The organism is Methanosarcina subterranea (assembly GCF_055385895.1).
Genome location: NZ_AP042426.1, coordinates 521,867 through 547,269 on the forward strand (window position 1 = coordinate 521,867; position 25,403 = coordinate 547,269).

The following is a 25,403-nucleotide window of genomic DNA, read 5'->3' on the forward strand; positions in this document are numbered from 1 at the left end:
GTGGCGACTTCTCCTTAAAGTTTTAAATTTGTTTTTATTTCCAGAACACCGGTTTTTCCTGGCTTTTTTCCTTCAGAAACGCTGTTTTCTTTCCAGATTTTCGGGTTCGAGGGATATGATATCGTTTTCTTCGTCATAGAGTTTTGCAAGGCCTGTATCACTTTTAAGCCCGGGGTGCTTATCGCAGATTGAACATTTTTGCTGGCATCTCCCGGAGTACTCTGCAGGCTCGGGGTAAAAGCAGATTACGCCTTCGTAGTTCCTGAGGGTAACTCCTGTATCCGAATTTGAGATCAGGTAATTGGGTCCTACAGGGATTTTTCCTCCCCCTCCGGGGGCATCGACAACAAAGGTAGGGACAGCAAGCCCCGAGGTATGCCCTCTAAGCATTTCTATGATCTCTATGCCCCTTGCAACCGAGGTTCTGAAATGTTCCAGCCCGAAGGAAAGGTCGCACTGGTAGAGATAGTAGGGCCTGGTCCTTATTCTCAGGAGCTCATGGCAGAGGTTTTTGATTATTGTTGGGCAGTCGTTTACTCCCCTGAGGAGTACGGATTGGTTGCCCAGAGGAATTCCGGCACGGGAAAGCATATCCATTGCCTTTTTAGCTTCGGGGGTGATCTCTTTTGGGTGGTTAAAGTGGGTATTGAGCCAGACCGAAGGGTATTTTCCAAGGATTTCGCACAGTTCCGGGGTTATGCGCTGGGGCAGGGTGACAGGCGCTCTTGTACCTAACCTTACAATCTCTACATGAGGAATGCTAAAAAGTTCCCCTAAAAGCCAGTCCAGCCTTTCATCCGATACGAGAAGGGCATCTCCTCCCGAAAGCAGGACGTCCCTTACTTCGGGATGCGTCCTGACATACTCGATCCCTTCCCTGATTGCTTTTTCAGAATAGTCATATTCTCTGTTGCCGACCCTGCGCTTGCGGGTGCAGTGCCTGCAGTACATTCCGCAGCGGTTTGAAATAAGGAAAAGAACCCTGTCCGGGTACCTGTGGGTTATACAGCTCTCTTGCGATGGCGAATCCTGATCTTCACAGAGAGGGTCTTCAAGTTCCCATGAAGACGTTTGAAGCTCGACTGACTGCGGCACAGCTTGCAGCCTGATAGGGCACTCCGGGTCTTCCGGGTCAATAAGGGAAACATAATAAGGAGAGATAGCCATCGGAAAAACTTTAAGCGCTTTCTTTATATCCTTCTTTTCCGAGTTCGAAAGTGGAATCAGTTTATCGAGTTCTTCAACAGTGGTGATTCTATTTCTATACTGCCACTTCCAGTCTGAAAATTCTTCATCAGATTCATTAAAACAGCTTCTTATCTTGGATCTCACGTTTAAACCTCGTGAAAGCTGGAAGAAAAATTATGGGACAGATGTCCAGAATATACTAAACAGGATACTGTTTAGTGAATCAAATTATGTTTTTTCCAGCTTAATTTAAGAAAATGCATCTTTAATTAGTTAACATTAAGATTTAATACATCTATTAAATACTTTTTTGTCTAAATGAGTTTTAATAATTCTCCGTTTTTAAAAATAGTTCTTAAAAATCTCTCTTTATTCGAGATGATTCATTATTTTGCCCTTTCCTGTCCTTTTATCTTCTTTTAAACCTACAATTCTTCTGGCATTCTTTATTTTGCTTCCTCTTAGAGGGGTATATACGCATAAAAAGGGAGAAAAGCAGTTGCTTCTTTTTTTAATAGTTTCGGGGAACTAATAATGCTTTTAGAAGGAATTTGGGGGTATAATACCATTTTAATGCCTTAATATAATTTATTTCTAGTTTCAGAGGTTAAAAGTAGGCTTTAATTCTCAATAAATCTAAATTTGCCCTTATTCTTTTGAATATGCCCCGTACAATTTCTTTTATTGCCCGGGATATTCGTGGTTCGCACCAATGACATTTATATCATTTAAAAATTAAATAGATATTAATGGCACTGCATCTTTTAACTGACCTGCTGATTATCTTCGGGCTTTCTATTCCTGTAGTGTTTACTTTCTCCAGATTGAAAATAGCTCCACTGGTGGGTTTCTTACTTGCGGGAATCCTTGCAGGGCCTTTCGGATTAGGATTGATTCGCGAGACAGAGAATATCGAAGTGCTGGCCGAAATTGGAGTAGTGCTCCTGCTCTTTACTATCGGAATAGAATTTTCCCTGCGCGAACTTCTGAAGCTTCGGAGGATCGTGCTTTTAGGAGGGGGCCTGCAGGTCTTTATTACGACCTTTCTTGTTGCTTTTATCTTCTGGCGGCTGGGTTATTCTCCTGAGGCTGCAACCTTCATGGGGCTCATCGTGGCGCTTAGCAGCACGGCGATTGTCCTGAAGCTGCTGCAGGAAAAAGGGGAAATCTACAGTGCACATGGGAGGATAGCGCTTGGAATCCTTATTTTCCAGGACATAGCTGCTGTTTTTATAATCATACTTGCTCCGCTTCTTGCAGGAGAGGCGGTAGCTGGAAGTGATCTCCTTGAGCTTTTGTTTCGGGGAATCGGGCTTGTTATATTCACTTTATTAAGCGCCCGTTATCTGGTCCCTTTTCTACTGTTCCATGTGGCAAAAACGCGCAATGGCGAACTTTTCCTGCTGAGTATAGTAGTTATCGGGCTTGCTGTTGCCTGGCTTACTTCCATGGCAGGACTTTCCCTCGCTCTTGGGGCGTTTCTTGCAGGGCTGATTATCTCTGAGTCCGAATATGCTGCTCAAGCACTCGGAAATGTTATGCCTTTCAGGGATATGTTCATGAGCATCTTTTTTGTTTCCACAGGCATGTTGCTGGACCTTGATCTGATGAGAACACACCTGTTTCTGATCCTTGCAGCCACTACGCTGGTTCTTTTCCTGAAAACTTTTGTAAATGCTCTTACTACTTTTCTCATAGGCTTTCCTATGCACACGATGATCCTCGTCGGATTTTCTCTGGCCCAGATAGGAGAATTTTCCCTTATTACGGCGAAAGTAGGTTTTGAAAGCGGGATTCTCTCCGGGGAAATCTATCAGGAGTTTCTGGCTGTGACTGTACTTTCCATGGTGTCAACTCCTTTTTTCATGGATATAGGGCATTACTCAGCAGCTTCAAGCCAGCGGATTCCCCTTCCTAAAACCCTTCTACATGGTCGGTATAGGACTTTCCAGGAAGAAGGAGAGGAAAACAAGCTTGAAAATCACCTGATAATAATAGGCTTTGGAGTTAATGGAAAAAATGTAGGAATTGCTGCCCAAAAAGCTTCGATCCCCTATATAGTAATTGATATTAATCCCGAGACTGTCCGGCAGGAAAAACTGAAAGGTGAGCCAATAATTTACGGAGATGCAGCTCAGAAAGCCGTGCTTGAACATGCAGGCATCCGGACTGCCAAATCAGTCGTAGTGACTGCAGGCGACCCTATAAGTGCCTGGCGGATTATTGAAACTGCCAGGAGACTGAATCCGAGCATTCATATTATTGCACGGACTCATTTCCTGAACGAACTGGAAGGCTTCTATACAATCGGAGCTAACGAAGTTGTCTCAGATGAATTTGAGTGTTCTATAGAGCTTTTTGCCAGAGTGCTCAACAGGTACATGGTCCCGGACAACGAGATTGAAATTATGGGTGAGGAACTCAGGGCTGACCATTACAGGATGCTTCGCAGCCCTGAAATGCGCCGGAAAAGTGTCTGTGAACTTTCTCTTGACTTTTCTGATGTAGATATCCGAAGCATAAGAATAGGAAAACACTCGGAAGCTGCAGGACAAACCCTGGGAGACCTTGATATCCGGAAGAAGTACGGAGTTTCGGTTCTTGCAATTTCCAGAAACAACAGGCTTATTTATGATCTGGGAGCTGAGACAGAACTTAATCCCGATGATATCCTGCTTATAATAAGCCCTCCGGAAAGGCTTGAGGAACTTAAAGAGCTTTTTGAAGATAGTGTGGGATAAAGATTCACTCTTTTTTTAATATTTTTTGTCTAATATTATTGAAAATAAGCAATTTTAAAGAAAATATCAAAACCCCTGATACATGAATATTTACTTATAATAACAGTATTTATTATATTAATGTTAACATTATTTATGCATAATCTCATGATTCTGCGGAGTCACAAACTGAAATTTCAATGTCCACTGGTGGTAAATAAGATTTCAATTATGTCCCATTAATTAAATACTTCTAAATATTTCCGCTTTTAACTGTCCATAACCGACCTTTACGTCATTTATAGGTGGAAAACTCCTATGATGAGGGATTTTCAAGAAACCTTTCTTGAAGTTATTCAGGCGGTATTGCCTTTAACACTGGCAGTGGTAGTGATCATGCTGGTATTCGTCGATTCAAACCTGAGTCATTTTACATCCTTTTTGACCGGCACGGTACTGGTCATAGTGGGAATGACCTTTTTCCTTATGGGCGTCAAACTGGGGATGTTGCCAATAGGCGAGGCGATAGGGGCTGATTTACCAAAACACGGTTCACTTATATTTATTGGAGCAGTTGCGTTTTTGCTATCGTTTCTTGCAACCGTTGCGGAACCTGATGTAAGGGTTTTGAGCAGCATGATTGATTCAGTTTCAGAGGACGGTATAGACCGCAATTTGCTGATCATATCAATAGCTTTTGGAGTGGGGTTCTTTGTGACTTTTTCCATTCTCAGGATCATCTACGGAGTCCCGATAAAGTACCTGTTTGCAATAAGTTATCTAATTATAATTGTGCTGTCCTTTTTCACACCTCCTGAATACCTTGCTATTTCCTTTGATGCCGGGGGTGTGACCACCGGGCCTATGACGGTGCCTGTAATTCTTGCCCTCGGGATCGGGACAGCTTCAGTATTGCAGGATAGGTCTCAACTTTCAGAAGGTTTCGGGCTCATAGGCTTTGCCTCGATAGGCCCCATAATCAGTATAATGTTACTGGGGGTACTGTCCTCATGAACTCGGGGAGTGCTGAGGGGATATTGCTTGTATCTCTCGAGGTTATTCAGGCACTTATCCCCCTGGTAATATTTTTTATCATATTCCAGCGTTTATATCTGAAGTTGCCCTCATCACAGTTGATTAGGCTCTTTACGGGAATGCTTTTTACTGCAATCGGAATGATCTTATTTCTGCATGGGGTTTATAATGGCTTTTTCCCTGTGGGAAGGGAAATAGGCGAATTTTTTGGTAGCTCTGACAAAAAAAGCCTGTTAATCCCGATAGGTTTTGTTCTTGGGTTTCTCGCTACCTTCGCAGAGCCAGCGGTAAGAGTATTGTGTTACCAGATTGAGGAGTCTTCCAGTGGTTATATCAGTTCGAAACTTATGCTCTACACACTTTCCTCCGGGGTTGCTGTGTTTGTTTCTATTGCAATGGCGAAACTTGTTTATGGAATTCCTTTCCTTTATGTGATAATTCCAGGATATTTGTTTGTCCTTGTTTTATTATGGTTTTGCGACAAGGACTTTATAGCTATTGCATTTGATTCAGGAGGAGTTGCAACAGGTCCGATGGCTGTGACATTTCTCATGTCAATGGCTGTAGGAGTGGCTTCGGTACAGGAAGGCGGAAATCCTATTGTAGACGGTTTCGGCCTGATTGCAATGATAGCACTTGCACCTATCATCTTTGTTATGCTTCTGGGTGTTTACATAAAATTTATCGGAGGTAGAAATAATGTCCCTTGAAACCGATTTTGCATTAATAGTAACAATAGTAAAAAAAGGCTGGGGTGATGAAGTAATCAAGGCTTCAAGAAAAGCCGGTGCCCAGGGAGGAACAATCGTATTTGGCCGCGGCACGGGAATCCATGAAAATAAAAGTATCCTCGGCCTGATGATAGAACCAGAGAAGGAGATTGTGCTTACCATAGCTGAATCAAGTATGGTAGACAATATCCTGGAGTTTATCACTAAGGCGGTAAAACTTGATGAGCCTGGAACCGGTGTAGGATTTGTGGTCCCTATAGAGAAATTATTTGGTATTTCTCACCTGTTCTGCGAAATCCAGAAAAAATCACGGAAGAATCTTGAGTCATAAATCCGACACTTAGTACCCCGCAACCAAATAACCTATGCAAACTTATTATTCGTTGGAACTTCGATTGACTACCTTGATCTTGAAAATCATGATTTCCAATTTGAAATATACAGAGGTTGTTCTATGACGAGTCCTTAGAGATAAATGTGACATACTCTAACATCATGTGTTTGTTGCAAATAAGAAAATAACTTCTTCAGTAGGAGTTACGCAGTTGGCTCTTAGCACATCGTTTTTTCCCACTCCCCGAACATATAAATTAATTTAATGTGTACAGAGGATTATTTAAATATGCTGTCACTGCCACTCTTCTAATTTTCATAGCACTTTCAAACCAGGATATTCCACTTTTGATTCTTTGTAATTCCAGTCTGAGAAAAGCTCTTAATGAGAACATTATATGTGCTCTCTGTGACTCATCCTTTCTTGCCTGACATTTTTCGACACCACAGAACTGCTTAATCCCTCTATGGTATTCCTCAATTTTCCATGACTTCTTTGCCAAATCTTCACGTTTTGATTCATCCATATCCTGCATATCTGTAACCCAGTGTTGCGTGTCTCCATCTTTTGAAACTATCCGAAACACCTTTACAAATCCATATGCTTTTAGGTGAACCACAATTCCTTTTGGAGGAATTTCTACTGTTTCAAGTGGCACATTTCCTTTGTTGTCAGGATTTACCAAACGATTATTTTTTAGCCTTGTAAGGAAATGCCATTCTTTCTTCGTTATTGCTTTAAGGTTTTTCACACTTGCATACCATGTATCAAACAAAACAAATTCGGGATTAAAACCACGTTCTTCGGCTTTGTCAAGCATATCAAGGAAATGATCATTCTTTGTTTTGTCGTCTTCATCGATGTTATAAATTCGAAAATCAACAGGTATAACGGTTGTACCGTCTGTCCAAACTAAGGTAACCAGGCCTATCCCCTTTACAGTATGATGATGTTTTCCACTCCACATACGACGAACAAAAGCCATTTCTTTTGCGTATGGTTTATCTAATGTTGAATCGTCAACAATTAGGTAGCCTTCCTCAAGCTTGACATAATTTTTTACTTCCTCCCATAACGCTTCTGTGTCTGGAGGTTGCCTTTGAAGGCAACGAGTGAAAGCGTCATGAGAAGGAGCATTAGCTACGTTTGGATAACATCTAGCAGCTTCAGTGCAACTAAAAACGTTAGAAGCTGCAATGAGAAAATTAATGTATTCAATGTCGTTACATTTGGGTGGATTTATATCCATAACTCCGTACGTTTTTGGGGAATCAATAAAATATAATTATATTTTAAATGACATTAAGTTGTCGGCATTTCAAGTGCGTAAGTCCTATTCAGATGTTTATCTGTTTGAATATGGTTCATGATATCTTGCCAGCATTTAATAATAGAGCTGACCCCTTAACTCAAAATCCGCTTATCTAGATCTCATATTTGGAATTCGTAATCGAGCTTATGACCGGAGTTTATAAGATCTCATAAAAATCGTGGTACAGCTATGGATATTATGTAGGTCTAACAAGAAATTAATTAAGTTCCAAACTTGTTTCGTTCAATTTTGGCGTCACCACATATTGAACTAGCTCACCGATTGATACTTATATGATTTTCACCATATTATACTAAAGAAACCATAATAGGGCGTCTTGTTACAGAGATCCTGTGTTAGACCCCATATAGTGGGAAATTAACTATTTTTGTGCCACACCGATTTATTTAATTGGTTCTATATTTGTCGGTTTTATATTAAAATGCTTGGAATTGTTACCCAACATAATTAATTTTTTGTTAGACCCTAAGTAGATCATGTTGCTTGATGTGGCTTTATACTATAAAGTATAAACTCCGGTATGACCATGAAAGCAATCCTTGAAAAACCCTGCCTGTTAAAGGCAAAATGGATTTTGGATTTAGTTAACAATTAATAATCTTGATGAGTATCATGTGTGGTGGTTCTCATAGCTGGAGAAAGCGCTGAATATAAACTCTTTGAAGAACTTAAGTTTATCAAAAGACAACTTGGGGAAATAAAGGAACATATGGTAGATATAGATACTTTGCTAACCGCAGAAGAAAAGGAAATTGTTTCCAAGAGCTTTGAAAACGAGAAGAGAGGAAAAATCATAAAATTTAAAGACCTTTAATAACCTCATAATAATTTTTACTAACGGAGGCTCTAAATGTTTGAAGTTTTTCTTGATACTCAATCTCAAGATTTTTTGAGACCTGTAGATGAAATTACTCATTCACGGGCCAGGGAAATCTTTGAAGATCTTGCCCTTGATCCTATCCTTCGGGGAGCAAAAAGAGTAATTGAAAGTCAGGAGAATCTTTTCAGGCTGCGATCCAGGCATTTAAGATTGCTTTATAGAGTTGATTACGGAAAAGAAACCATTGTAATTATAATAATCGAGCCTTTAAGCCGTATGTACCGCTGAATAAAAATTAAGCCGGAAAAAAATAGGATCCGAATATTGAATATCAGGAATGTACCTGGAGAATGTCGAGCCTCATGGGAGGGAAATGTGAAAATCCTGCATTTTTTATACAGGCTGCTGACAGCAGGAAAGCAAAATAATTATAACGAGGCAAATACAAAATATAATTTCAACATTTCTTAAAAAACGATCTGCCATAATATTAATAGTGTCTCTCTCATATATAAATTATTTTACACAGTTCTCATTAGAATTTTTACCTTTTATACTTTGAGTTTTTTAATCTGGAGTTTCTTGCTTCAACATTTCTTATCAGGCTCTATCTGTCTTGTGATTTTATGTGTTGTTTTTAAAGCTATATCAGTAAGATATGAAATATCTGAAACTTTTTTAGTTAATTACTTCTGTAATGCCTATTTTTTGACCTTACTTTGTATTTTTATTTAATATATCGTGCCTACTTTTATTTCATTTGTTTCTCTTCGGAAAACTGAATGTCCCAATTAACCGTATTTCAAATTATATTTTTTAAATGCTTTTTATTTTTCTCTTCTCATTCCGACATCTATAAATAATGTATATGATATTCTACTTAATGTAAAAAAGTAATTACATTTTGTATGATATTGGTGACTATGTGTCTTTAAAAGCATACTTGAGCTGAAGTTTGAGGGATGAAATTGATGATGATTAAAACCGAAAAAATATGTAGGGAGATTCTCAGATGAAACAGAAACAGTTTAGAATTATTTCTCTGCTGATTACAGTGGTCATGGGGGCTGTCGTAGGTTTTTCAGTCTCTATAGGAAATCCGGCGCTTGCAGTAGGTGTCGTACTTGCAGGTATGGCGGTCATGTACAATCTAAAAAGCAGGCTGGAAGGCGTAGTCGAAGATGAAAGGATTCACCAGGTTAGTCAGAAGGCTTCGCGCATTACTCTCCAGATAGTTGCTCTTGGGCTTGCCCTTGGGGGAGCATTCCTGATAGCAATGAGAGATGCCTATCCCGGATACATTGATCTTGGTTTCTTCATGGCATATGCAAGCTGCGGGGTTCTTGTGCTTTACTCTCTGTTTTACAAATATTATAACAGGGAATATGGTGGCTGAAATGAAGAACAATATTAAAGTTTACAGGGCAATCCATGACCTTACTCAGGAAAGTCTTGCTGAGAAGGTGGGTGTGACAAGGCAGACAATAAATGCTATTGAGAAAGGAAAGTATGATCCTTCTCTTGATCTCGCATTCAAGCTTTCCAGACTTTTCAACGCAAGCATTGAAAATATCTTTCTCTATGAGGGTGGCGGGAATTAAAAGCTGCCCTGAAAAAGTCCTACTCTTCTAATTTCTTTACTACCTAACAGAATTATATAATTAATGAAGGTCGTTGTTTAATGACAATACCTCTCCAGGGAGCTGAGCCTAGAATAAAAGCATATCGACCTTTTCCAGGGAGCTGACCTAGAATAAAAGCATATCGACCTTTTTTCATACTCTGGAACCCCTACTTCTTAATGGAAGCAGTGCAATGTATTTCTTTATGTATTGCTTAAATCCTCATTCTATTTTTTGTAAAAGCAAACTTTATAATATTGTTTTCAACTAAACTTAGCTTTCCCGAGCTCCTCCGCGCAAATAAACCTGAAGTAAAAAGCATGTAATCATGGTTTTATTTTTTGTAAAACCACTGTCTGGTAAGGAAACATAATTTTATCACGTAAGCTAATTTTCTTAATTGGGATTACAGCCGCTTCATCTGGAAAATCAATATCTGTTTTTAAATAAATTTATAAGGAATAAGCAGGTAGTTAAACATAGATGTCTGTTTCTAATATACCGGTTTGAAAACCGGTATATATAAAGAAATAATAGACAGGTAATAGGCAACAAACAAAAATAGCTACCAGAACCAAGAAGACCAGCAGGAGCAAAAATATGATGCAATCTTTTATAGTGGAACATTACCTTAACAGTGCCGTAGATGTTTACTGTGGCGGACCGGATATTTTCAGGGGAATCGTAAAAGCCTGTGCAGATAACGTACTCACTCTCGATAATGAAGGAAAACTTACACATATAGCCATCGATAAGATTATAGCTATGTGGGCTCAGTAAACCCAGATTTTATGTTTTAAAATCATTACATTAACGGGGGAATCTGGAGGTGGAGAAGGGCATTACTGATCCTTTCCAAACCCAGTCACACTGGACAACTCTCTGGACTCGGCATGGGTTTAAGCTTTTTATTCTCCATGCCGGGGACAGGAGCTGATGCTGACTCATCAGGATGAAATTTGGTTATAGAAAACACCCTAAGGGGCAAGAAATGCAGCCTTTTATAGTGGAACATCAGCTCGGCGAAGTTATAGACGTTTACTGCGGGGGTCCTGACATTTTTAGCGGAAAGGTGGAAGCCTGCGCAGACAATGTACTCACTCTTGGAAAGGACGGAAAATACACACACATTTCAATTGATAAAATAATAGCTATCTGGCGAGTGTGATCAGAACTAAAAGAGTGTAATCGAATAAGAGATTTTTTGAACAAAGAACTTTTATAAAGTAGTAGAATAATGGAAAGCCCGAAGTGGGAGCTTCGCCTTTTCCATCAATTTTTTATATAAAGCTGAAACTGCTTTATCAGCAACAACCGCCCTAAAGTTTTGCATATCTAAATATCTCTATTTTAATGGCTTACATTTTATGGTAAATACTTTCTCTGCACCTGTGCTTTATATCTCATGCTCTTTTTGCACTTACGTTTTAACGCAGCTTTTTGCATTAGATGCAATGAACTCTCTCATAAGTTTTGCCCCGAGCATGGCTGTCTGTCCTGAATCATATTCAGGGGCAATTTCCATAATGTCGAAAGCTATTGAGAAAGGAGCAAGAGTCCTTATTGCAGTTCTGACATCCCTGGCGCTGAGGCCGAAAGGTTCTGGTGTGCCGAGACCTGGGGCGTAAGCCGGGTCTATGGCATCCATGTCCAGGGAAAGATACAGCTGGTTGCAGTCCAGCCATTCAATGACTTCTTTGAGGACTTCGACCATACCTATGGATTCGACATCATCTGCCGTATAGTATTTCAGGTTATTTTCCCTTGCAAAAACCCATTCTTCTTCCGGGCCGCTTCTTATACCTATAGAAACCAGATTCTTTGTGACACTATTAAGAATATTCCTGGATACGCAGGCATGGTTATGCTTGAATCCCCTGTACTCCTGTCTGAGGTCGAAATGGGCATCAAGGACAAGGACTCCGAAATCATCTCCTGCAAACTCGGCACATGCCTTAACCGTAGAATAAGTCAGGGAGTGTTCGCCTCCAAGCATGATAGGAAACTTTCCATCGTTCAATAATCCCTTTACCTCTTCGTAGAGATCCTTCAGAGTCTCATCAACCGAGGCTGATGTTTCAAGGTTCCCTGCATCATAAATCGGAAGGTCCACAAGGTCGATGTCGAAAGTCGGGTTATAACTCTCAAAATTTGCAGAAACCTGCCTCATAGCATCCGGAGCCCAGCGACTACCTGCGCGGTACGAGGAGGTGTTATCAAAGGGTACGCCGAAAATAACATAGCGTGCAGATTCATAGTCTGCGAGAGCATCTATAAAGGAATTGGGTAAAAACATATTCTTACCTATGTAAATTATTTACTTAAAAAAGAGAACTCAGGCTGCATTAACCTGAGTTTTTGCCTTCTTTTTAAGATCACGTCCTGATGTCAAGTTTTACCTTTCCGAGGGCTGTAATATAAGCTACCTCTTCACCTTCTTTTACCCTGTCCTTGTATTCCTCAGGGATTACAATCTCAAAGGTTGAGAAGTCTCCCATGTCCATAAGCTGGGCAATGTTTCCGGTAATTGAAATTATCTGCGCATTCTTTCTTTCCACGATCGGGATATAGACTTTGTTTGCAACAGAACCAATATAGGAGCGCTTCTGGCCGTCAAAGAGACCAATTACGTCTATTCTTGCCTTTGCAGACCCATGCTTCCCTGGTTTGGATTTTGTAATGCTTTTTATGATGCATGCTTCGTCGTCAACGATCATGTACTTTCCTTCTTTGAGCTCCTTAACTTCAACCTGCTGTTTCATAATAATTCTCCCTTACGTTTAGATATGTATGTCAATAAGTTGTAAGCGTCATACCGGATTTGCTGGAAAATTTTCCATTGCGAATCCTGGTAAAGTGGTATAAGATGGCTTTTCTAATTTTTAAGCCTGTCTACCTTTTATCCATACTTTGCTTAATTGCTCTGTATAGAAAAGCTGGAACGTAATTACTACCTGAATACATGCACAATATCACAGGTAGAGAACTAATACGGTTAATTATCCTAGAGTATATAACGCTTATGCGAGATTTTGTTTTCCCGGGCGTTATTTTTGAGAAAACCTTCTGAAATAATGGGATAATCTCTTAAATTTAAATGAAATATTCGGGATCAAAGAGCAAATCTGGCTATTCAAAATAATTCCATCTTAATTCTATTTCTGTTGAGCTTGCAATACATGTAAAAATCTCTGTGCATTCCTTGATTCTTCTTTAAAAGCTGAGTCCAGATTCTCTCAGTTTTCCCTGAAGGGGCACTCCCTCTTTATCCCAGCCACGATAACGGTAATACTCTTGAAGAGCAGCCTCAAACTCCTGCCTGGAAATTCCGTCTCCTTTTTCTTTGTTGGCGGCTTTAAACAGCCTTCCCGGAAGCATATCGTCTTCCCATGTGAAACCTGCCTTCAGATTGTAAATTCTCTCCAGGTTCCAGATTCTTTCTCCGGCTTTCAGGAGTTCTGCAGGTGATATTTCCATCCCGGTTCCGGAATGTAAGAGGGCAGAACAGAGTTCTTCACTGACTGCAAAAACCGAAAATGGACAGAGCACAAGTGAATCCAGCACAGCAGTCAGGTTTTCAAAGACCTGCAGAATTCCAGCTTTCCCGTTGAGGCTGAAACGGTTAAGGAGAAAAGGTTTTCCAAGCACTTCGGGTCCGATCATAAATGCTGTAAGATAATCCCCGCCGTGACAGGAGGTCGCATAAGCAAGAGCCTGTCCTTTTATTTTCCTCGGGTCAAAACCTGAAAGCTCAAGACCTTTCACATCCATACTGAGATCCTCCCTCTTCCGGGCTGAAAAATATTTTCGGGCTCCTTTTCCGGGTTCACTCCCTTTACCCATTTCTTCAAGCAAGGTTTCAAGTTCTCCGGGTTCGATTTTTCCAGATTTGAGTTCCGCACAGGCTCCGAGTACAGAACCTGCAGATATAGGGTCAAGCCCGTAATTTTTGCAAATTCTGTCTGCCAGGAGCACGGACTGAAAGTCCGGGTTTTCAAGATTAAACCCAAAAGCCCACAGAGAATCGTAGTCTGGAAGGATCTGGCCTGTTTTCTTTATCCTCCGTTTGCATTCAAGGGGGCAGGTGGGGCAGCTTTCCTTTTCAAGATCAAAGCTGGCTTTTATATACTCACCTGAGAACAGGTCTGCGAAAAGAGTTCCCCTTCCTGAAAAATTTTTGCAGGGAATGAGATCCATGTAATCCAGAAGTTTTACAAATGCAGGCGTACCATAGTTCGTAAGCCCCTTGGAGAGTACGGGGTTTGCTTCAAAAAGCTTCAGCATCTTTGTTTCAAGCTCTTTGAACTTTTCAGGGCTGGCTGGTAAAAGCTCTTTTTTCCCTTTTACAACCACTGCTTTTAACATCTTTGAGCCGGCCACCGCTCCCAGGCCCCCCCTTCCGCTATGAATGGAATCAACCACAATAGAAGAGATGAGGGCTTGCTTTTCTCCTGCCCTGCCTATGCAGGCTACACTTCCTTTATTTTTGAGAGTTTTTGTACATTCTTCTGTGTTTTTTCCCCAGAGCCCTTCTGCAGGCACAATTTCAGCGTTTTCTTCTCTAATTTCCACGTAAAAGGGTCTTTTTGCCTTTCCGGTAATGACCAGAGCATCAATACCGGCTTTTTTCAATTCTCTCCCAAAGCCTCCGCCCGCGTTCCAGCTGAACACTGTGCCTGTGAGGGGGGACTTTGATGTGACGACTGCTCCTGCGGACATGGGCACAAGACCTGTAAGTGGCCCGGATGTAAAGATGAGGTGGTTTTCGGGGCCAAGAGGGTCAATATCAGGTCTTACAAGCTCGGAAAGTAGTTTTACCCCAAGACCTCTGCCGCCTATATACTTGCGAATTAACTCTTTATCGGTACTCTTAACAGTAACTGATTCGGAGCTAAGATCTACATATACTGTTTTTTCTGTCCAGCCAACCATATCAATCCCTTTTTCTACTTCTTTTTTCTACCTCTTTTCAGACTTATTTTGATGTTTGAGCAAGTTTTAAGTTCGAATCTTTTCCTTTCCTTCTTCATTTTCCTTAATTGCCTTTTTCCCTTCAGTCTTCATTCACTCTTTGTAATTATTTTTCATGAAATTTGCCGTTAAATCTCCGGTTGATACTAATTTTTAATAAGGACTGGTACCGTGAAAATCTTGAAAGAGCCAGACTTTAAGACAGAGAAATCTTAGATAATATTACATGAATCTGGAGAAACCTTACATTATTTCAGTATATGCCATTCTCCGGAATGAGAAAGGCGAATTCCTGCTGCTCAGGCGCTCGGAAAACTCTCGTACCAATCCTGGGAAATGGGATCTCCCGGGCGGGAAGGTGAACCCGGAAGAGTCGCTTAAAGAGGCAGTTATACGTGAGGTCTGGGAGGAAACCGGAATTTCAATCGTTCCAGGGGAAATTGCAGGGGAGGTAAACTTTGAGCTTCCTGAAAAAAAAGTCATTGCTGTTGTATTTGATGGAGGATATGTTATAGCTGACATTAAATTAAGCTATGAACACATGGAATATGCCTGGTTTTCCCTTGAACATATTCTCAAAATGGATACGCTCCCTGTTTATTTCAGGATTTTTTTCGGAAGGTTTTCACTCGAAAACAAAAAACCTTACGAACCTCCGATTTGATCCGGAAATCTGCTTATTTGTCCTTTCTCATTTGAGACACTCATCTTTGAAACACTCATCTTCAAGCTTTTTTCTTTTTTTCCGGCTGTACTGCCAGCTTACACCAAGGAACAGGAGAACTGCAAGAGCTATAAAACCTGCTGCACGCAGCAGGGCTCCGTACTTGCTCAGCAGTATTGGATTTACATTATCCCTCGATTCGTATTCAGGGTACATTATGTCCCCCCTGTCATTGCTGTGCCCGAGACCAAGAGCATGCCCCAGTTCATGCTTTGAAATGGTAAGCATTGTTGCATCTCCATACTGGCGCCAGCCCCTGCCCTGATAGTTTCCAACTTCAAGGACTATATCCACTTCAACGAAACGGTCTCCGGATATCCTGGGTTTTGCATAGCCTGCCACACCCGAAGGAGCACCTTCGACATTCTCCAGGTTTTCAACCCACCTTATTCTGATGTCAGCCTCTTCGGAATCCACAATCTCAAAAATAGGGGTGTAATCGAGATCCCCGTTTCCTCCTTCTTCCCAGTATTCAAGAGCTTTTTCTACCTGTTCATAGTACGTAGGGCTGTAATGGAGCGGTGTATTCTTGTTGTCTATGTAGACTGTAATGGGAGAATTTTTCCAAGGTTTATCAAGAATCTTCTCTGAAGTCGCCCCGGATGTCACGTAGACGGTGGATATAAAAAATACTACCAGCAGTAAAATGAAGGCTAAAATTACTATATGTTTATTGTTTTGATTAATGCAAATAAGCCTCCGTATCAATAATTAATTTAAGCTATTATTGCTTTATATCAGGTAAATGCTTGCTGTATTTGTATACGCTGTGAGTCTGCTCGATTTTTGGTAGCGTTTATAGACGGATTAACCTAAAATCAAAAACATCCGTCTAAAAATAGGTTTTAAGGTTATAAGAACCTTAACTCAGAAGTCTCTCTTTTAAAAGACTATCAAAGGTTTAGTTGCAAACTGATTTTTAATTCACAAACCGGAAGTATGTTTGAAAATTAAGTCTTAAAAATTTGACTTTCATAACGGGTCTGGAGGCATTCAATTTTGGGGCTTTGCTTACTTTACATTCGCCCCGGCGATATTACATACCTCGCAGTCAGGATCACAGCCGTCTTCCTTTTCCTCTTCTTTATCTTTCCCGTTTTCATCAGGGTATTCAGAGGCAAGAGCTCTTGTACTTTCTGCAAGTACTGCAGCGTTCGACAGGGATGCCCCTATCATTATTGCAGAAAATATTTTTTCTTTCGAGATTCCTTTTCTTTTTGCGATTCTTAGATGCATTTTCAGACAATGCTCGCAGCGCAGGGCAGAGGCCACACCTATAGAAATAAGTTCCACGGTCTCCTGGTCGAGATTTTTGAACTCTCGCATGATAGAGTTATCATAGAGAGTCTTCGGGATGAAGATCTCAGGGAGATCTTTCATAAAATTCATAATGTAAGGGACTTCCCCGTACTGTTTCCGGACATCCTCAAGGAGCTCCGGGATGACTTTCTCGGGGTCACTTTTTAAAATTTCCACAATATCCTCAAGTTCCATAAGAAACCACCAGCATACATTAACGTGGAAACAGAGTCAGACACCGTTTTCCTGGTTAGGCTTTACAGTTTTAAGGATAAGTGAAAAGGCACAAACCCAGTAAAAATGTAAAGTGGATAAATTTTAACTCAACAGAATCCGGGTCAAATTGCAAAACCAACGTCAGACTTAGATTTGATTTTTATCAATATATAATTTTTCATTTTTGATCGGGAAATATTTGCGAGCTCGGAAAGGTTTACTCCTTCATCAAACTCCAGCTTTTCAATTTTCTCGTGGAATTCATCGTATGGCAGTTTGACCCTGATCCCATCAAGTTGGAGGGTTAGAGGAGCAGGAGAGAGTACCCTGTGGATTTCAGGGACCTGATTTTCGATCTCCTTCATGGCTCGCGCAGGAAGAACTGCAAGCGGGTCTTTTGCTTGCTGTTTGCGTATATTATCCGCAATCTTCGAAACCCCTTCGTTGAGTCTGTCAAGTGCGTTAATTTCCTCTGTTCTTCTTAATCTGTGAGAAACTCTTCCGATATTTCCTATGTAAAGGTCTGCTCCGGGAATCTCTTCTGTTTTCAGGTCAACAGGTCCTCCGGTAACTACAATGGGTACCTCGATGCCTTCAAAAAGCTTCGGTTTCTTTTTTGTAATGCAGTCGCTGAAAGACCCGAAAGTGAAAACTGCAATATCGTGTTCGTTAATCAGTCTCCTTTCATAGTCCATGGACAGGGATACCCTTCGTCCCATTCCTCTTGCAAGCCCTATCATATTTGTGTTGGCGCCGGGGTGGCGGAGATATTCTGCTACATCACAGGCTGAGTGAGGAAGATGATGAGAGGCAAGAGTAGGCGAGACAACTGCAATTTCCACACCTGTAAGGGGCGCTTCTATCAGAACACCGAGCAACTCGTCTGAGAGCTGTTTTACAATATGAATATCTTTTTCGGGGACAAGCATTATAAGATTGACTTCGGTCCCTGTAACTACTTTCTGGATTATGTAGCCTCCAAGGTCTTCCATCAGTTCGATTAAAAGCCCATGCTTATGGACCCCGCCGGTGTATAGATAAGGTCGGAGTACGGCCATCTTATTTTTTCCCTCCTTCCGTCAGTTCGTCGAGCATTGCTCCTGCTTCTTCGATCCACTCGTGTTTCAACGCTTCCTCAGAAGCTACAAAAACAAAGCGATTATCTTTATATAGATGATATCGGACCCTGAAACCTTCGGGAGTAGCCCGGATTGCGAAATCCACGAGGTTTTCGTGAAGCCTGTGTCTGGGATCCGCAACCATCATCTCTCTAATAAAAGCAGCTTCTTCTGCTGGTTTATCCGTGATTATGGCTACAGTCCAGCGGTCCGGCTGGCTGATGTTCGCTTTTCCGTAGCGTTCCCATAGTTTTCCGAGCAGTTCCGGAATATACTGCTCTTTTTTGATCGAGATCATTACTTCACCGGCGACAGGTTTTGCTTCCACATCAGCAATATCGATTGTCGTAACCCTGGTGCCAACATCTCTGAGAATGATTACCATCTGGAAGAGAGAATCTTCCGGTCTCAACACTACCTTGATCCGTCCTACTGCAGGGGCAAGCTTGAGACTTGCAAGGTTGTCCTCGATAATCTTCCTGTAAAACTCCTGCTCCGAATCAATTGCTGACTCGACAACAAAGGTCTCAAGCGAATCCATTTTGACCTCACTCCTCCACGTAGCCGGAAGCAAGAAGCGCTGCCCCTACTGCTCCTATCAAATGGGAATTTTCAGGTACAAGGACGTCGATCTTAAGAAGCTTTCCGAGAGCTTTTGGGACCCCCTCGATAAGAGAAGACCCGCCTACAAGGATTAGAGGCTCTTTTACGTCCACTTCCTGCAACTGCTGCTCGTAGATCTGTTCTACCACACTGTAACAGGCTGCAGCTGCGACATCTTCCGGAGTGGCTCCTTTGGCAAGGGAATTTACAAGGGACTGAATCCCGAAGACTATACAATAGCTGTTCATGGATACGTTTTCCTGCATGCCTTTTACTGCCAGAGCTCCGAGTTCCGTAATATCCACACCGAGGCGCTTTGAGATCATTTCAAAGAAACGTCCCGAAGCTCCAGCACAGATCCCTCCCATTGTGAACATGCCAGGAATCCCATCTTCTACTGAGATCGCCTTGTTGTCCATGCCTCCGATATCAATAACCGTTGCAGAGCCTTTTTGCCTGCCTGCAAGGTAGACAGCTCCTTTTGAGTTGACGGTAATCTCTTCCTGGATAAGTTGGGCATTAAAGTGGTTTCCTATAAGGAAACGTCCGTATCCTGTAGTTCCAAGAGCCTGAATTTCTTCTCTGTTTACTCCGGCTTCTTTAAGAGCTTGGGAGTATGCTTCTTCAGCGCTTTCAAGGACTTTTGTTGTGGGCACCCAGCCTTTGCCTATGATTTTGTTATCTCTCATAACCACAGCTTTTGTGGTTGTAGACCCCGAATCGATTCCTGCAGTCAGTCCTGTCTGAACCTCTCTGGCAAGGAGATGCCTGCGCCTGGCAATTGTGGTCAGGGCTTCAAGACGGGTGAGCAGTGTGCCTGCGCTTGTCCGTTCGGTAAATGAATAGCTGATCACAGGAATCTCGGAATGCTTATGAATGTACCTTCTGACCTCGTTTCGAACAATAGCTCCTTCTGCACAGCGAAAGCAGGTCGTAATAAAGACCCCATCTACATGTGTTGTACCTTCAACAACAGCTTTTGCCCGTGCCATCATGAGCCTGAGGTCTCCGCTTGCAACTTCAAGTCCGAAGTCCCTGCCGATTGTATCAATAGATGCGATGTCAATTTCAGGATAAACGAATTTCGCATTCACTTTGGCTGCAGCAGCTTCAAACTCTGGTTGAACCCCGGAATATTCAGATCCGCAGGATACAAGAGCAATCTTGACAATTCCAGATTCTTCGGCACTCATTTTTCGTCCTCCTTTTCTGCCGGTTCTTTTTCTTCTCCCTTTTCGTTTTCTTCCGACTTTTCTTCAGGTAATGATTCCAGAAATGCTGCGATTCTGTTTACGAAATCCCGGGCTTCCTCGTCAGTTTCCGGATACTTTACCTCCAGAACCGGGACCCCTTTCGAGCGGATAAGATACTTCATCAGTTCGTTTGTTCGGTTACAGCCCACGCAGCCGAAGTTTGTAGGTGGGTTTTCAACTATGATTGCAGCTTCGGTTTCTTCGATAAGGGGACCTATAAGAGCCATCCTGCCTCTTACTCCGGCAGGTACTTCAACTGCGGCATAGCGAAGCCCCAGTTTTGGGTCTTCGGGAGTAATGTTGATTGGAGGAGAATCCAGGCTGATATTTGTAACTTTTTCTCGTATCTGGTTCATCATAGTAAGTGGTTTGTGCCCGAAACGCTCCACAAGGTCAGCCAGAATAAGACTGTTTACAGGGTAAATGAAAACCTTTGCCAAAAAATTCACCTCGAAAGTTCCGCCTCAATAATTTTCTCCAGATCCGAAACTTTAAGCCTGCATTTTTCCCCTTGCTTCTTTTTTACAGACTCATTTGCTTCAAGTTCGTCAAGTGCAGCCCCTATGGCAGGAAGCATCTGCACTTCTTCCCTCAGGAAATGGAACCCCGGTCTCGGACCTCCTCCCCGGCTCGCCCGGCAGCGCCTTTCATCGCCTGCAGGGAATCCCCTATCTTTTACAAAAATATGGTTTTTATCCAGCTGCCGGATATTTTCGACCACTGCCGTGACATCCTCTTTCGGTCCTGTTACAATCAGTCCAAAGCAGGTCTCCTTTACCGTAACCGGAAACTCTGATTCATAAATTTTCATGGCTGCATCTGCAGGCAGCACCTTATCCGAACTGATTACAATGTATTTTGTAATCTCTTCTTTTTTTATTTCTGTCATTTTCTGTCTCTCCTTAGCCTCGGGAGACTTCACCTTCAATAAATTCAATATGTGAATCCGCTCAAGCATTACCAAGCATCATTATCAAGCATCAAATACTTACTTCGCTTATGTATTATTTTATTATTGCATTACTTATTTAATTTATCCTATTTTTTTTATATTTTAATAATTATCAATTCCCTTATTCTTGGTTCTCCTGGTCATCAATTCTCCTGCGTGCAGCTTCAATGATATATATTGAATCTCCTTCCTTGATTTCCTTGAGCCTCTCAGGCTCGACTATCCTGCCGATAATATTCGTTGAAGATAACTTTTCTCCGGTGGGACCGAAAAGGTCGTCATCTACAAGTCTCACTCCTATGGTCCCCATCCTTTTTGCTGCCTGATTTGTGATCCCTATTTCCCCTGCCAGTACCTTACCAGTTGGCGTGTTTTCAGGAAGAACCTCTTTGTACTTTACTACCTTCTCTTCTGTTTTGAAAAGGTAAGTGTCATCATATATCATATGGACAGGGAGTTTTCCGACGGTTTTTGTTTTGAGTTCAAGAGAGTGGCGGAAAAAATCTACAGATTTTGGAGCTCTCTCAGGGTAAAGCTCAACCTCAATGAGTTTTGCCCTGGACACTGCATAGGCAGTTACCTTTGCTTCTCCAAGAATTTCCAGGGTTGTAGGAGGGTCTTGCCTGACAATCACTGAATCTTTTCCTGTGTACCCGTCTCTTATCAGTTCAACACCTATGGAAGAAAGTACTGTCTCGGCCTCTTCAAAGCTGTGCCCAAGCAAAATAATCTGAGGAGGAAGGCTCTCTACTGACAGTTTCTGTCCCTTCTCCGCAAGTTTGATAAGTTCAAGGCCTTTTGTTACCTGCCCTACGACCGAATGCACCAGACTCGAGGGCCTTTCCTCTCTGGAGATGTAGGTTCTGCCTGTCCCGTATCCGACTGTCCTCATCGAAATGGTACCTTCTCTTCTTGCTTCAAAATTTTCATAAGGAACAGGCACTTCTCTCAGGATGTCGTCCGAAATAAAAGAGCTGGTAACCACATCTACATTAAAAGTTCCTTCACGGGTAAGGGCATAGAAGTGTTCTGCCCCTACGGGGGCATTTCTGGAAAGTTCCACCTCAAAATAAGTGAATATACTGTCCTCATCTTCGAGTGGAACCGAAAGGTCAGTGGTGCACGTTTTCTCTGCAAGTTGTTCCCATTCTATGACCGGGTCTATGCTCAGGATGGAATCTTCTCTCGAAAGTTTGAAGATGATTTTTCTCCCGGTTACAACTGCTGCAAAAACCCCATCTGCGGGAGCTCCATATTCCGCAGTATGCCTTCTTCTTGACAGGATAAGATGAGTGTTATGGGAGTCAAATCCTCCTGCCCCGAACAGGACATCAAAAGCTTCAAAACTCCCTGTTTCACGTGAAGGTTTTATGTCGGCTTCAAAGGGACCGAAAGCCACAGCTTCAGGACTCGCCCAGTGAATACTTTTTCCTTCGCACTCTTTATAATGTTCAGCCCATAGTTTTCCGGAGGATGATTCGGGGTCTTTGATTTCTATCCTCAGCTCCCCTTTGGGTGTATTGATAGCGTATTCGGTGACTTCTTCTGTCCTCTTCTCAGCAGCTTTTTTAAGAATTCCAACTGCTGCACCGGCTATGTAGGGGGCTCTGGAAACTTTAAGGGCGTCTCCAAGGGTAGAGCCTGCAGGCAGAATGTAACCCTGCCCGTTCACCTCTACGCTGATCTCATTACTCGTAATCGGCACCTCATTTTAGTATTTTTCGATACTAAGAGGTGGCAGCATATTTATATTTCTTCTGCAGCTTTGATCTTCTCTTCTTCTGTAAGATGAACAAGTACGTTCTTCGGCTCACCTATATCTACAATCTTTCCGTCACGCATAAGCACAACACGGTCGCAGATCTCATTCACAAAATCCATGTCGTGGGAGACAATAACAAAGGTCTCTCCTATCTCTTCTCTGGCTTTGAGGATGGAATTTGTTACCGAGATTTTTGTGATAGGGTCCATAGTCCCTGTTGGTTCGTCCATGATGACAATTCTCGGTTCTTTGATCAGAACCTGCGCGAGTGCAATTCTATGCCGCTCCCCTTCACTCATTTCATCAGTCATTTTGGGTAAAATAGCTTTTGCCTTGTTCTCTTCAAACCCTGCAGCTTTGAGCGTTATTATGGCTTTTCTAACCCCAAGTTCGAATGGAAGGTCCAGGCTGATGGATTCTGTAAGGTTGTCTATTACTGAGCTGTGGGTATAAAGCCCGTATTCCTGGTGCAGGAATCCCATATATTTCGTTGCCCTGCCTTTGTTTTCAACCCCTAATTTCGTCATATCAATCCACTCGTCTCCGATGCGGACTTCGACTTCTCCCGAGGTTGGTGGTAAAATCCCCATGAGGATTTTTGAGGTTGTAGTCTTGCCTGCTCCGCTTACCCCGACAAGTCCGAAGATTTCTCCTTCCTTTACGTCAAAAGAGATTTTGTCCACAGCTCTTACCACGCCCCTGTCTACTGAGATATATCTCTTTGACAGGTCCCTTACACGGATAATAGGCTCCCCTACCAGAGCGTTCTTTTCCTGCCTGACCATGGATGCACTTTGCATAAAGATTGCAGAAACCTCAAGTGGATTTCCTTCCTGGACAACCTCTCCGTTTTCAAGCAGTATTGCCTTATCCGCCAGTTTTTCAATTACTTCAGGCCAGTGAGAGGTAAGAACCATGCTCATGTTGTAGCTTTTAACAGCCTTTATAACAGCTTCGTGAACCAGTTTTGCAGTCATAGGGTCAAGGGTACCCGTAGGCTCGTCAGCTAACAGGAGGAGGGGGTTTCTTACAAGCTGCCTTGCAAGCACAACTCTCTGTTTTTCTCCACCGGAAAGTTCCCTTGCCACATGCATCATACGGTGACTCAGGTTTACTTCTTCGAGGAGTTCAACCGCTTTCTTCATGGCATCTTCTCCCTTATACCCGATTTCATTCAGGGAGTTTATGACGTTTACCAGAACTCTTTCGTCCCCATAGAGGGCAAAGGTTCTCTGGAGCATGATTGCAATACGTTTAGCTATGTCCTTCCTTACCGGGTCGTAAAGAGAAAGTTTTATAAAATCAGCCTCGAACGCCTCGAGGTTCTCGCCGCATACCGGGCATTTCTGACCTATCCTGCTTGGACGTTCTATATATCCGCATTTCTCGCACCGGGCCAGATGATAGATTACTTCTCCTGAGATATTCTCAAAAGATTCGGTCCCGCGCAACACATGCATAAGGATTGTTTTACCGGATCCGCTTTTTCCCAGAATTCCAACGACTTCCCCTTCGTTGATACTTAAATTTACATTTTTCAGGGCCTTGAGACCGTCGAAGTCGACAGTTAGGTTTTTAATTTCTATAAATACTGGCATGCATTTTCCTCCGCAAATTATGAGCTGCAAATTAATTCTGGTGGCTTTCTTGCGCCTTCCTGGATGTATCGCTCAAGAGTGAAAAGTAATTACTTCAAAGTGGAATCTTGCATTAACATAATCAATAAATTTCACACATATGGGCAACAACTAGATAAGAGTAAACATTACATAAACATAACGCATTATTTTGTCACTGTTAACATCAATAAACAGCATCAGTTGGCAAATTCACTGGATTTTTGCTCGTTATAATCCTTTTACCACATCCACAACTTTTATTATATCATCGAGCACCACATCTGCTGCTTCCCTGAGTTCTTCGGGCCTTTCATCCCCCTGCTGGATTGTCATTATACCTATATCTGCTGCCCTGAGCGCCAGGATATCGTTAATTCCATCCCCTACCATAATTACTTTCTCATACTTGCTTTTGAGTTCAAGCACCACTTTCTCCTTCATAAAGGGATCCGCAATTGCAAAGACTCTTTCCAGGGGAATATTTATGAGTTGCGCAAGTTGTGCGAGGGCGGGCATTCTATCCCCGGATGCTATATATATATCAATCTCCATGGCCTGGAGTAGCTGGATGGTCTGCAGCGTCTTACCGAATACCTGCCCTCCCGTGCTGAGCACATAGGGTATTTTCCTTGCCTCTGAGTCCACTATCAGACCTGCCGCAAGATAAATGCTGTCAGGGCAGCGGGATGTAACTGCTTCGAGCACATCATGCATATCCCCCATGAGTGGAGAAGCCCCTCTTATGATCTCACATGCAACATCCGGGGTAAACTGTCCTTTTGAACAGCTTATACCTATTGAAACTCTGTATTCCCTTATAAACTCAAATAAAGACATATCCCTTCTTGAGCACATGATTACTTCTTTCTCGGTATTGAGGGCTACAAGGCCGCAACCGTTTTTCTTCGCGACAATGGCAGTGCTCTCTATATTTTCAAGAATATTTCCAGTACTGGATTCTTTTGCAACTCTGTACATATGAAGAAGTGTTCCGGCACTGTCAAAGACCACTGCAATTCGTTTGGCCATGTCAATTGATTAATCTATAAAATAAAAAAATCTTTGTGAAAGCCCGGAAAAATAGCCAAGAAACGAATATTTAT

At 42.1% G+C, this 25,403-nt stretch carries 26 protein-coding genes; 11 read left to right on the forward strand and 15 right to left on the reverse strand.

What is annotated here, in order from left to right:
* Positions 1–72 precede the first annotated feature (72 nt).
* Positions 73–1,332 carry a lysine 2,3-aminomutase gene (gene kamA, locus ACZ5A8_RS02235; protein WP_464531971.1) on the reverse strand — a complete coding sequence of 420 codons (1,260 nt, stop codon included), beginning with the start codon at positions 1,330–1,332 and terminating at the stop codon, positions 73–75.
* 605 nt (positions 1,333–1,937) lie between these two features.
* On the opposite strand from kamA, the gene ACZ5A8_RS02240 reads away from it, so the two are divergent.
* The 4 genes from ACZ5A8_RS02240 (at position 1,938) to ACZ5A8_RS02255 (ending at position 6,005) form a co-directional block, all read left to right on the forward strand.
* A complete protein-coding gene (locus ACZ5A8_RS02240; RefSeq protein WP_464531972.1) occupies positions 1,938–3,929 on the forward strand; it encodes a monovalent cation:proton antiporter family protein in 1,992 nt (663 codons plus the stop codon).
* A gap of 297 nt (positions 3,930–4,226) precedes the next feature.
* Positions 4,227–4,922 (forward strand): DUF1538 domain-containing protein, encoded by a 696-nt coding sequence (locus tag ACZ5A8_RS02245; RefSeq protein ID WP_464531974.1) that lies wholly within the window; start codon positions 4,227–4,229, stop codon positions 4,920–4,922.
* Positions 4,919–5,653, forward strand: a complete 735-nt coding sequence (locus ACZ5A8_RS02250; RefSeq protein ID WP_322225882.1) for a DUF1538 domain-containing protein — start codon at positions 4,919–4,921, stop codon at positions 5,651–5,653. Before ACZ5A8_RS02245 ends, ACZ5A8_RS02250 begins: the two co-directional genes overlap by 4 nt.
* On the forward strand, positions 5,643–6,005 hold the full coding sequence (locus tag ACZ5A8_RS02255) for a P-II family nitrogen regulator (RefSeq protein WP_322225881.1): 363 nt from the start codon (positions 5,643–5,645) through the stop codon (positions 6,003–6,005). Before ACZ5A8_RS02250 ends, ACZ5A8_RS02255 begins: the two co-directional genes overlap by 11 nt.
* 259 nt (positions 6,006–6,264) lie before the next feature.
* On the opposite strand, the gene ACZ5A8_RS02260 is transcribed toward ACZ5A8_RS02255, so the two are convergent.
* Entirely contained in the window at positions 6,265–7,257 is a 993-nt protein-coding gene (locus tag ACZ5A8_RS02260) for an IS701 family transposase (protein ID WP_464531437.1), read from the reverse strand.
* 700 nt (positions 7,258–7,957) lie between these two features.
* Here ACZ5A8_RS02260 and ACZ5A8_RS02265 point away from each other — a divergent pair.
* From ACZ5A8_RS02265 to ACZ5A8_RS02290, 6 genes are all read left to right on the forward strand, one after another.
* Positions 7,958–8,155, forward strand: coding sequence for a hypothetical protein (locus ACZ5A8_RS02265; RefSeq protein ID WP_464531975.1), 198 nt, complete (start codon positions 7,958–7,960; stop codon positions 8,153–8,155).
* A 36-nt stretch (positions 8,156–8,191) separates the two neighbouring features.
* Positions 8,192–8,449, forward strand: a complete 258-nt coding sequence (locus ACZ5A8_RS02270; RefSeq protein ID WP_464531977.1) for a hypothetical protein — start codon at positions 8,192–8,194, stop codon at positions 8,447–8,449.
* Positions 8,450–9,173: 724 nt separating this feature from the next.
* Positions 9,174–9,557, forward strand: a complete 384-nt coding sequence (locus tag ACZ5A8_RS02275; RefSeq protein ID WP_464531978.1) for a DUF2178 domain-containing protein — start codon at positions 9,174–9,176, stop codon at positions 9,555–9,557.
* Between the two features lies 1 nt (position 9,558).
* Positions 9,559–9,762 (forward strand): helix-turn-helix transcriptional regulator, encoded by a 204-nt coding sequence (locus ACZ5A8_RS02280; protein ID WP_322225876.1) that lies wholly within the window; start codon positions 9,559–9,561, stop codon positions 9,760–9,762.
* 621 nt (positions 9,763–10,383) lie between these two features.
* Positions 10,384–10,563 carry an MM0924 family protein gene (locus ACZ5A8_RS02285; protein ID WP_229387737.1) on the forward strand — a complete coding sequence of 60 codons (180 nt, stop codon included), beginning with the start codon at positions 10,384–10,386 and terminating at the stop codon, positions 10,561–10,563.
* 211 nt (positions 10,564–10,774) lie between these two features.
* Positions 10,775–10,951, forward strand: coding sequence for an MM0924 family protein (locus tag ACZ5A8_RS02290; protein ID WP_229387739.1), 177 nt, complete (start codon positions 10,775–10,777; stop codon positions 10,949–10,951).
* 252 nt (positions 10,952–11,203) lie between these two features.
* Here ACZ5A8_RS02290 and speB read toward each other — a convergent pair whose 3' ends face one another.
* The 3 genes from speB to ACZ5A8_RS02305 all read right to left on the reverse strand — a co-directional run bounded on the left by speB (position 11,204) and on the right by ACZ5A8_RS02305 (position 14,715).
* A complete protein-coding gene (gene speB, locus ACZ5A8_RS02295; protein WP_464531980.1) occupies positions 11,204–12,079 on the reverse strand; it encodes an agmatinase in 876 nt (291 codons plus the stop codon).
* 79 nt (positions 12,080–12,158) lie between these two features.
* Entirely contained in the window at positions 12,159–12,545 is a 387-nt protein-coding gene (locus tag ACZ5A8_RS02300; RefSeq protein WP_229387743.1) for a translation initiation factor IF-5A, read from the reverse strand.
* A 451-nt stretch (positions 12,546–12,996) separates the two neighbouring features.
* Positions 12,997–14,715 (reverse strand): aldehyde ferredoxin oxidoreductase family protein, encoded by a 1,719-nt coding sequence (locus ACZ5A8_RS02305; RefSeq protein WP_464531981.1) that lies wholly within the window; start codon positions 14,713–14,715, stop codon positions 12,997–12,999.
* A gap of 265 nt (positions 14,716–14,980) precedes the next feature.
* Between ACZ5A8_RS02305 and ACZ5A8_RS02310 the strand changes: the two genes are divergently transcribed.
* On the forward strand, positions 14,981–15,418 hold the full coding sequence (locus ACZ5A8_RS02310) for an NUDIX hydrolase (RefSeq protein ID WP_464531983.1): 438 nt from the start codon (positions 14,981–14,983) through the stop codon (positions 15,416–15,418).
* 27 nt (positions 15,419–15,445) lie between these two features.
* Here the strand turns inward: ACZ5A8_RS02310 and ACZ5A8_RS02315 are convergent, their stop codons facing one another.
* From ACZ5A8_RS02315 to ACZ5A8_RS02360, 10 genes are all read right to left on the reverse strand, one after another.
* Positions 15,446–16,087, reverse strand: a complete 642-nt coding sequence (locus ACZ5A8_RS02315; RefSeq protein ID WP_464531984.1) for a matrixin family metalloprotease — start codon at positions 16,085–16,087, stop codon at positions 15,446–15,448.
* Positions 16,088–16,489: 402 nt separating this feature from the next.
* Positions 16,490–16,972, reverse strand: a complete 483-nt coding sequence (locus ACZ5A8_RS02320; protein ID WP_464531985.1) for a carboxymuconolactone decarboxylase family protein — start codon at positions 16,970–16,972, stop codon at positions 16,490–16,492.
* Between the two features lie 143 nt (positions 16,973–17,115).
* Complete coding sequence (locus ACZ5A8_RS02325; protein ID WP_464531987.1) at positions 17,116–18,051, reverse strand: methanogenesis marker 7 protein; 936 nt, start codon at positions 18,049–18,051, stop codon at positions 17,116–17,118.
* A 1-nt stretch (position 18,052) separates the two neighbouring features.
* Positions 18,053–18,652, reverse strand: a complete 600-nt coding sequence (locus ACZ5A8_RS02330) for a methanogenesis marker 17 protein (protein WP_322225868.1) — start codon at positions 18,650–18,652, stop codon at positions 18,053–18,055.
* Between the two features lie 7 nt (positions 18,653–18,659).
* Positions 18,660–19,907 (reverse strand): methanogenesis marker 15 protein, encoded by a 1,248-nt coding sequence (locus ACZ5A8_RS02335; RefSeq protein WP_229387757.1) that lies wholly within the window; start codon positions 19,905–19,907, stop codon positions 18,660–18,662.
* Positions 19,904–20,407 carry a methanogenesis marker 5 protein gene (locus ACZ5A8_RS02340; RefSeq protein ID WP_229387759.1) on the reverse strand — a complete coding sequence of 168 codons (504 nt, stop codon included), beginning with the start codon at positions 20,405–20,407 and terminating at the stop codon, positions 19,904–19,906. Before ACZ5A8_RS02340 ends, ACZ5A8_RS02335 begins: the two co-directional genes overlap by 4 nt.
* Before the next feature lie 5 nt (positions 20,408–20,412).
* The gene (locus tag ACZ5A8_RS02345) at positions 20,413–20,856 is read right to left on the reverse strand and encodes a methanogenesis marker 6 protein (RefSeq protein ID WP_229387761.1); all 444 of its coding nucleotides are present in this window, start codon (positions 20,854–20,856) and stop codon (positions 20,413–20,415) included.
* 184 nt (positions 20,857–21,040) lie between these two features.
* The gene (mmp3, locus tag ACZ5A8_RS02350) at positions 21,041–22,624 is read right to left on the reverse strand and encodes a methyl-coenzyme M reductase-associated protein Mmp3 (RefSeq protein WP_464531988.1); all 1,584 of its coding nucleotides are present in this window, start codon (positions 22,622–22,624) and stop codon (positions 21,041–21,043) included.
* A 41-nt stretch (positions 22,625–22,665) separates the two neighbouring features.
* Positions 22,666–24,279 carry a methyl coenzyme M reductase system, component A2 gene (gene atwA / locus ACZ5A8_RS02355; RefSeq protein WP_229387765.1) on the reverse strand — a complete coding sequence of 538 codons (1,614 nt, stop codon included), beginning with the start codon at positions 24,277–24,279 and terminating at the stop codon, positions 22,666–22,668.
* A 249-nt stretch (positions 24,280–24,528) separates the two neighbouring features.
* Entirely contained in the window at positions 24,529–25,329 is an 801-nt protein-coding gene (locus ACZ5A8_RS02360; protein ID WP_255679842.1) for an HAD family hydrolase, read from the reverse strand.
* Between the last annotated feature and the right edge of the window lie 74 nt (positions 25,330–25,403).

What these genes read in the sequence shown, in the direction of transcription:
- ACZ5A8_RS02300 (WP_229387743.1), bottom strand. Translation starts at nt 12,545, where the DNA reads ATGAAACAGCAGGTTGAAGTTAAGGAGCTCAAAGAAGGAAAGTACATG.
- atwA (WP_229387765.1), bottom strand. Translation starts at nt 24,279, where the DNA reads ATGCCAGTATTTATAGAAATTAAAAACCTAACTGTCGACTTCGACGGT.
- ACZ5A8_RS02320 (WP_464531985.1), bottom strand. Translation starts at nt 16,972, where the DNA reads ATGGAACTTGAGGATATTGTGGAAATTTTAAAAAGTGACCCCGAGAAA.
- ACZ5A8_RS02285 (WP_229387737.1), top strand. Translation starts at nt 10,384, where the DNA reads ATGATGCAATCTTTTATAGTGGAACATTACCTTAACAGTGCCGTAGAT.
- ACZ5A8_RS02290 (WP_229387739.1), top strand. Translation starts at nt 10,775, where the DNA reads ATGCAGCCTTTTATAGTGGAACATCAGCTCGGCGAAGTTATAGACGTT.
- ACZ5A8_RS02240 (WP_464531972.1), top strand. Translation starts at nt 1,938, where the DNA reads ATGGCACTGCATCTTTTAACTGACCTGCTGATTATCTTCGGGCTTTCT.
- ACZ5A8_RS02250 (WP_322225882.1), top strand. Translation starts at nt 4,919, where the DNA reads ATGAACTCGGGGAGTGCTGAGGGGATATTGCTTGTATCTCTCGAGGTT.
- ACZ5A8_RS02330 (WP_322225868.1), bottom strand. Translation starts at nt 18,652, where the DNA reads ATGGATTCGCTTGAGACCTTTGTTGTCGAGTCAGCAATTGATTCGGAG.
- ACZ5A8_RS02270 (WP_464531977.1), top strand. Translation starts at nt 8,192, where the DNA reads ATGTTTGAAGTTTTTCTTGATACTCAATCTCAAGATTTTTTGAGACCT.
- ACZ5A8_RS02245 (WP_464531974.1), top strand. Translation starts at nt 4,227, where the DNA reads ATGATGAGGGATTTTCAAGAAACCTTTCTTGAAGTTATTCAGGCGGTA.
- ACZ5A8_RS02310 (WP_464531983.1), top strand. Translation starts at nt 14,981, where the DNA reads ATGAATCTGGAGAAACCTTACATTATTTCAGTATATGCCATTCTCCGG.
- ACZ5A8_RS02260 (WP_464531437.1), bottom strand. Translation starts at nt 7,257, where the DNA reads ATGGATATAAATCCACCCAAATGTAACGACATTGAATACATTAATTTT.
- ACZ5A8_RS02275 (WP_464531978.1), top strand. Translation starts at nt 9,174, where the DNA reads ATGAAACAGAAACAGTTTAGAATTATTTCTCTGCTGATTACAGTGGTC.
- speB (WP_464531980.1), bottom strand. Translation starts at nt 12,079, where the DNA reads ATGTTTTTACCCAATTCCTTTATAGATGCTCTCGCAGACTATGAATCT.
- ACZ5A8_RS02335 (WP_229387757.1), bottom strand. Translation starts at nt 19,907, where the DNA reads ATGAGTGCCGAAGAATCTGGAATTGTCAAGATTGCTCTTGTATCCTGC.
- ACZ5A8_RS02255 (WP_322225881.1), top strand. Translation starts at nt 5,643, where the DNA reads ATGTCCCTTGAAACCGATTTTGCATTAATAGTAACAATAGTAAAAAAA.
- ACZ5A8_RS02360 (WP_255679842.1), bottom strand. Translation starts at nt 25,329, where the DNA reads ATGGCCAAACGAATTGCAGTGGTCTTTGACAGTGCCGGAACACTTCTT.
- ACZ5A8_RS02305 (WP_464531981.1), bottom strand. Translation starts at nt 14,715, where the DNA reads ATGGTTGGCTGGACAGAAAAAACAGTATATGTAGATCTTAGCTCCGAA.
- ACZ5A8_RS02280 (WP_322225876.1), top strand. Translation starts at nt 9,559, where the DNA reads ATGAAGAACAATATTAAAGTTTACAGGGCAATCCATGACCTTACTCAG.
- ACZ5A8_RS02345 (WP_229387761.1), bottom strand. Translation starts at nt 20,856, where the DNA reads ATGACAGAAATAAAAAAAGAAGAGATTACAAAATACATTGTAATCAGT.
- ACZ5A8_RS02325 (WP_464531987.1), bottom strand. Translation starts at nt 18,051, where the DNA reads ATGGCCGTACTCCGACCTTATCTATACACCGGCGGGGTCCATAAGCAT.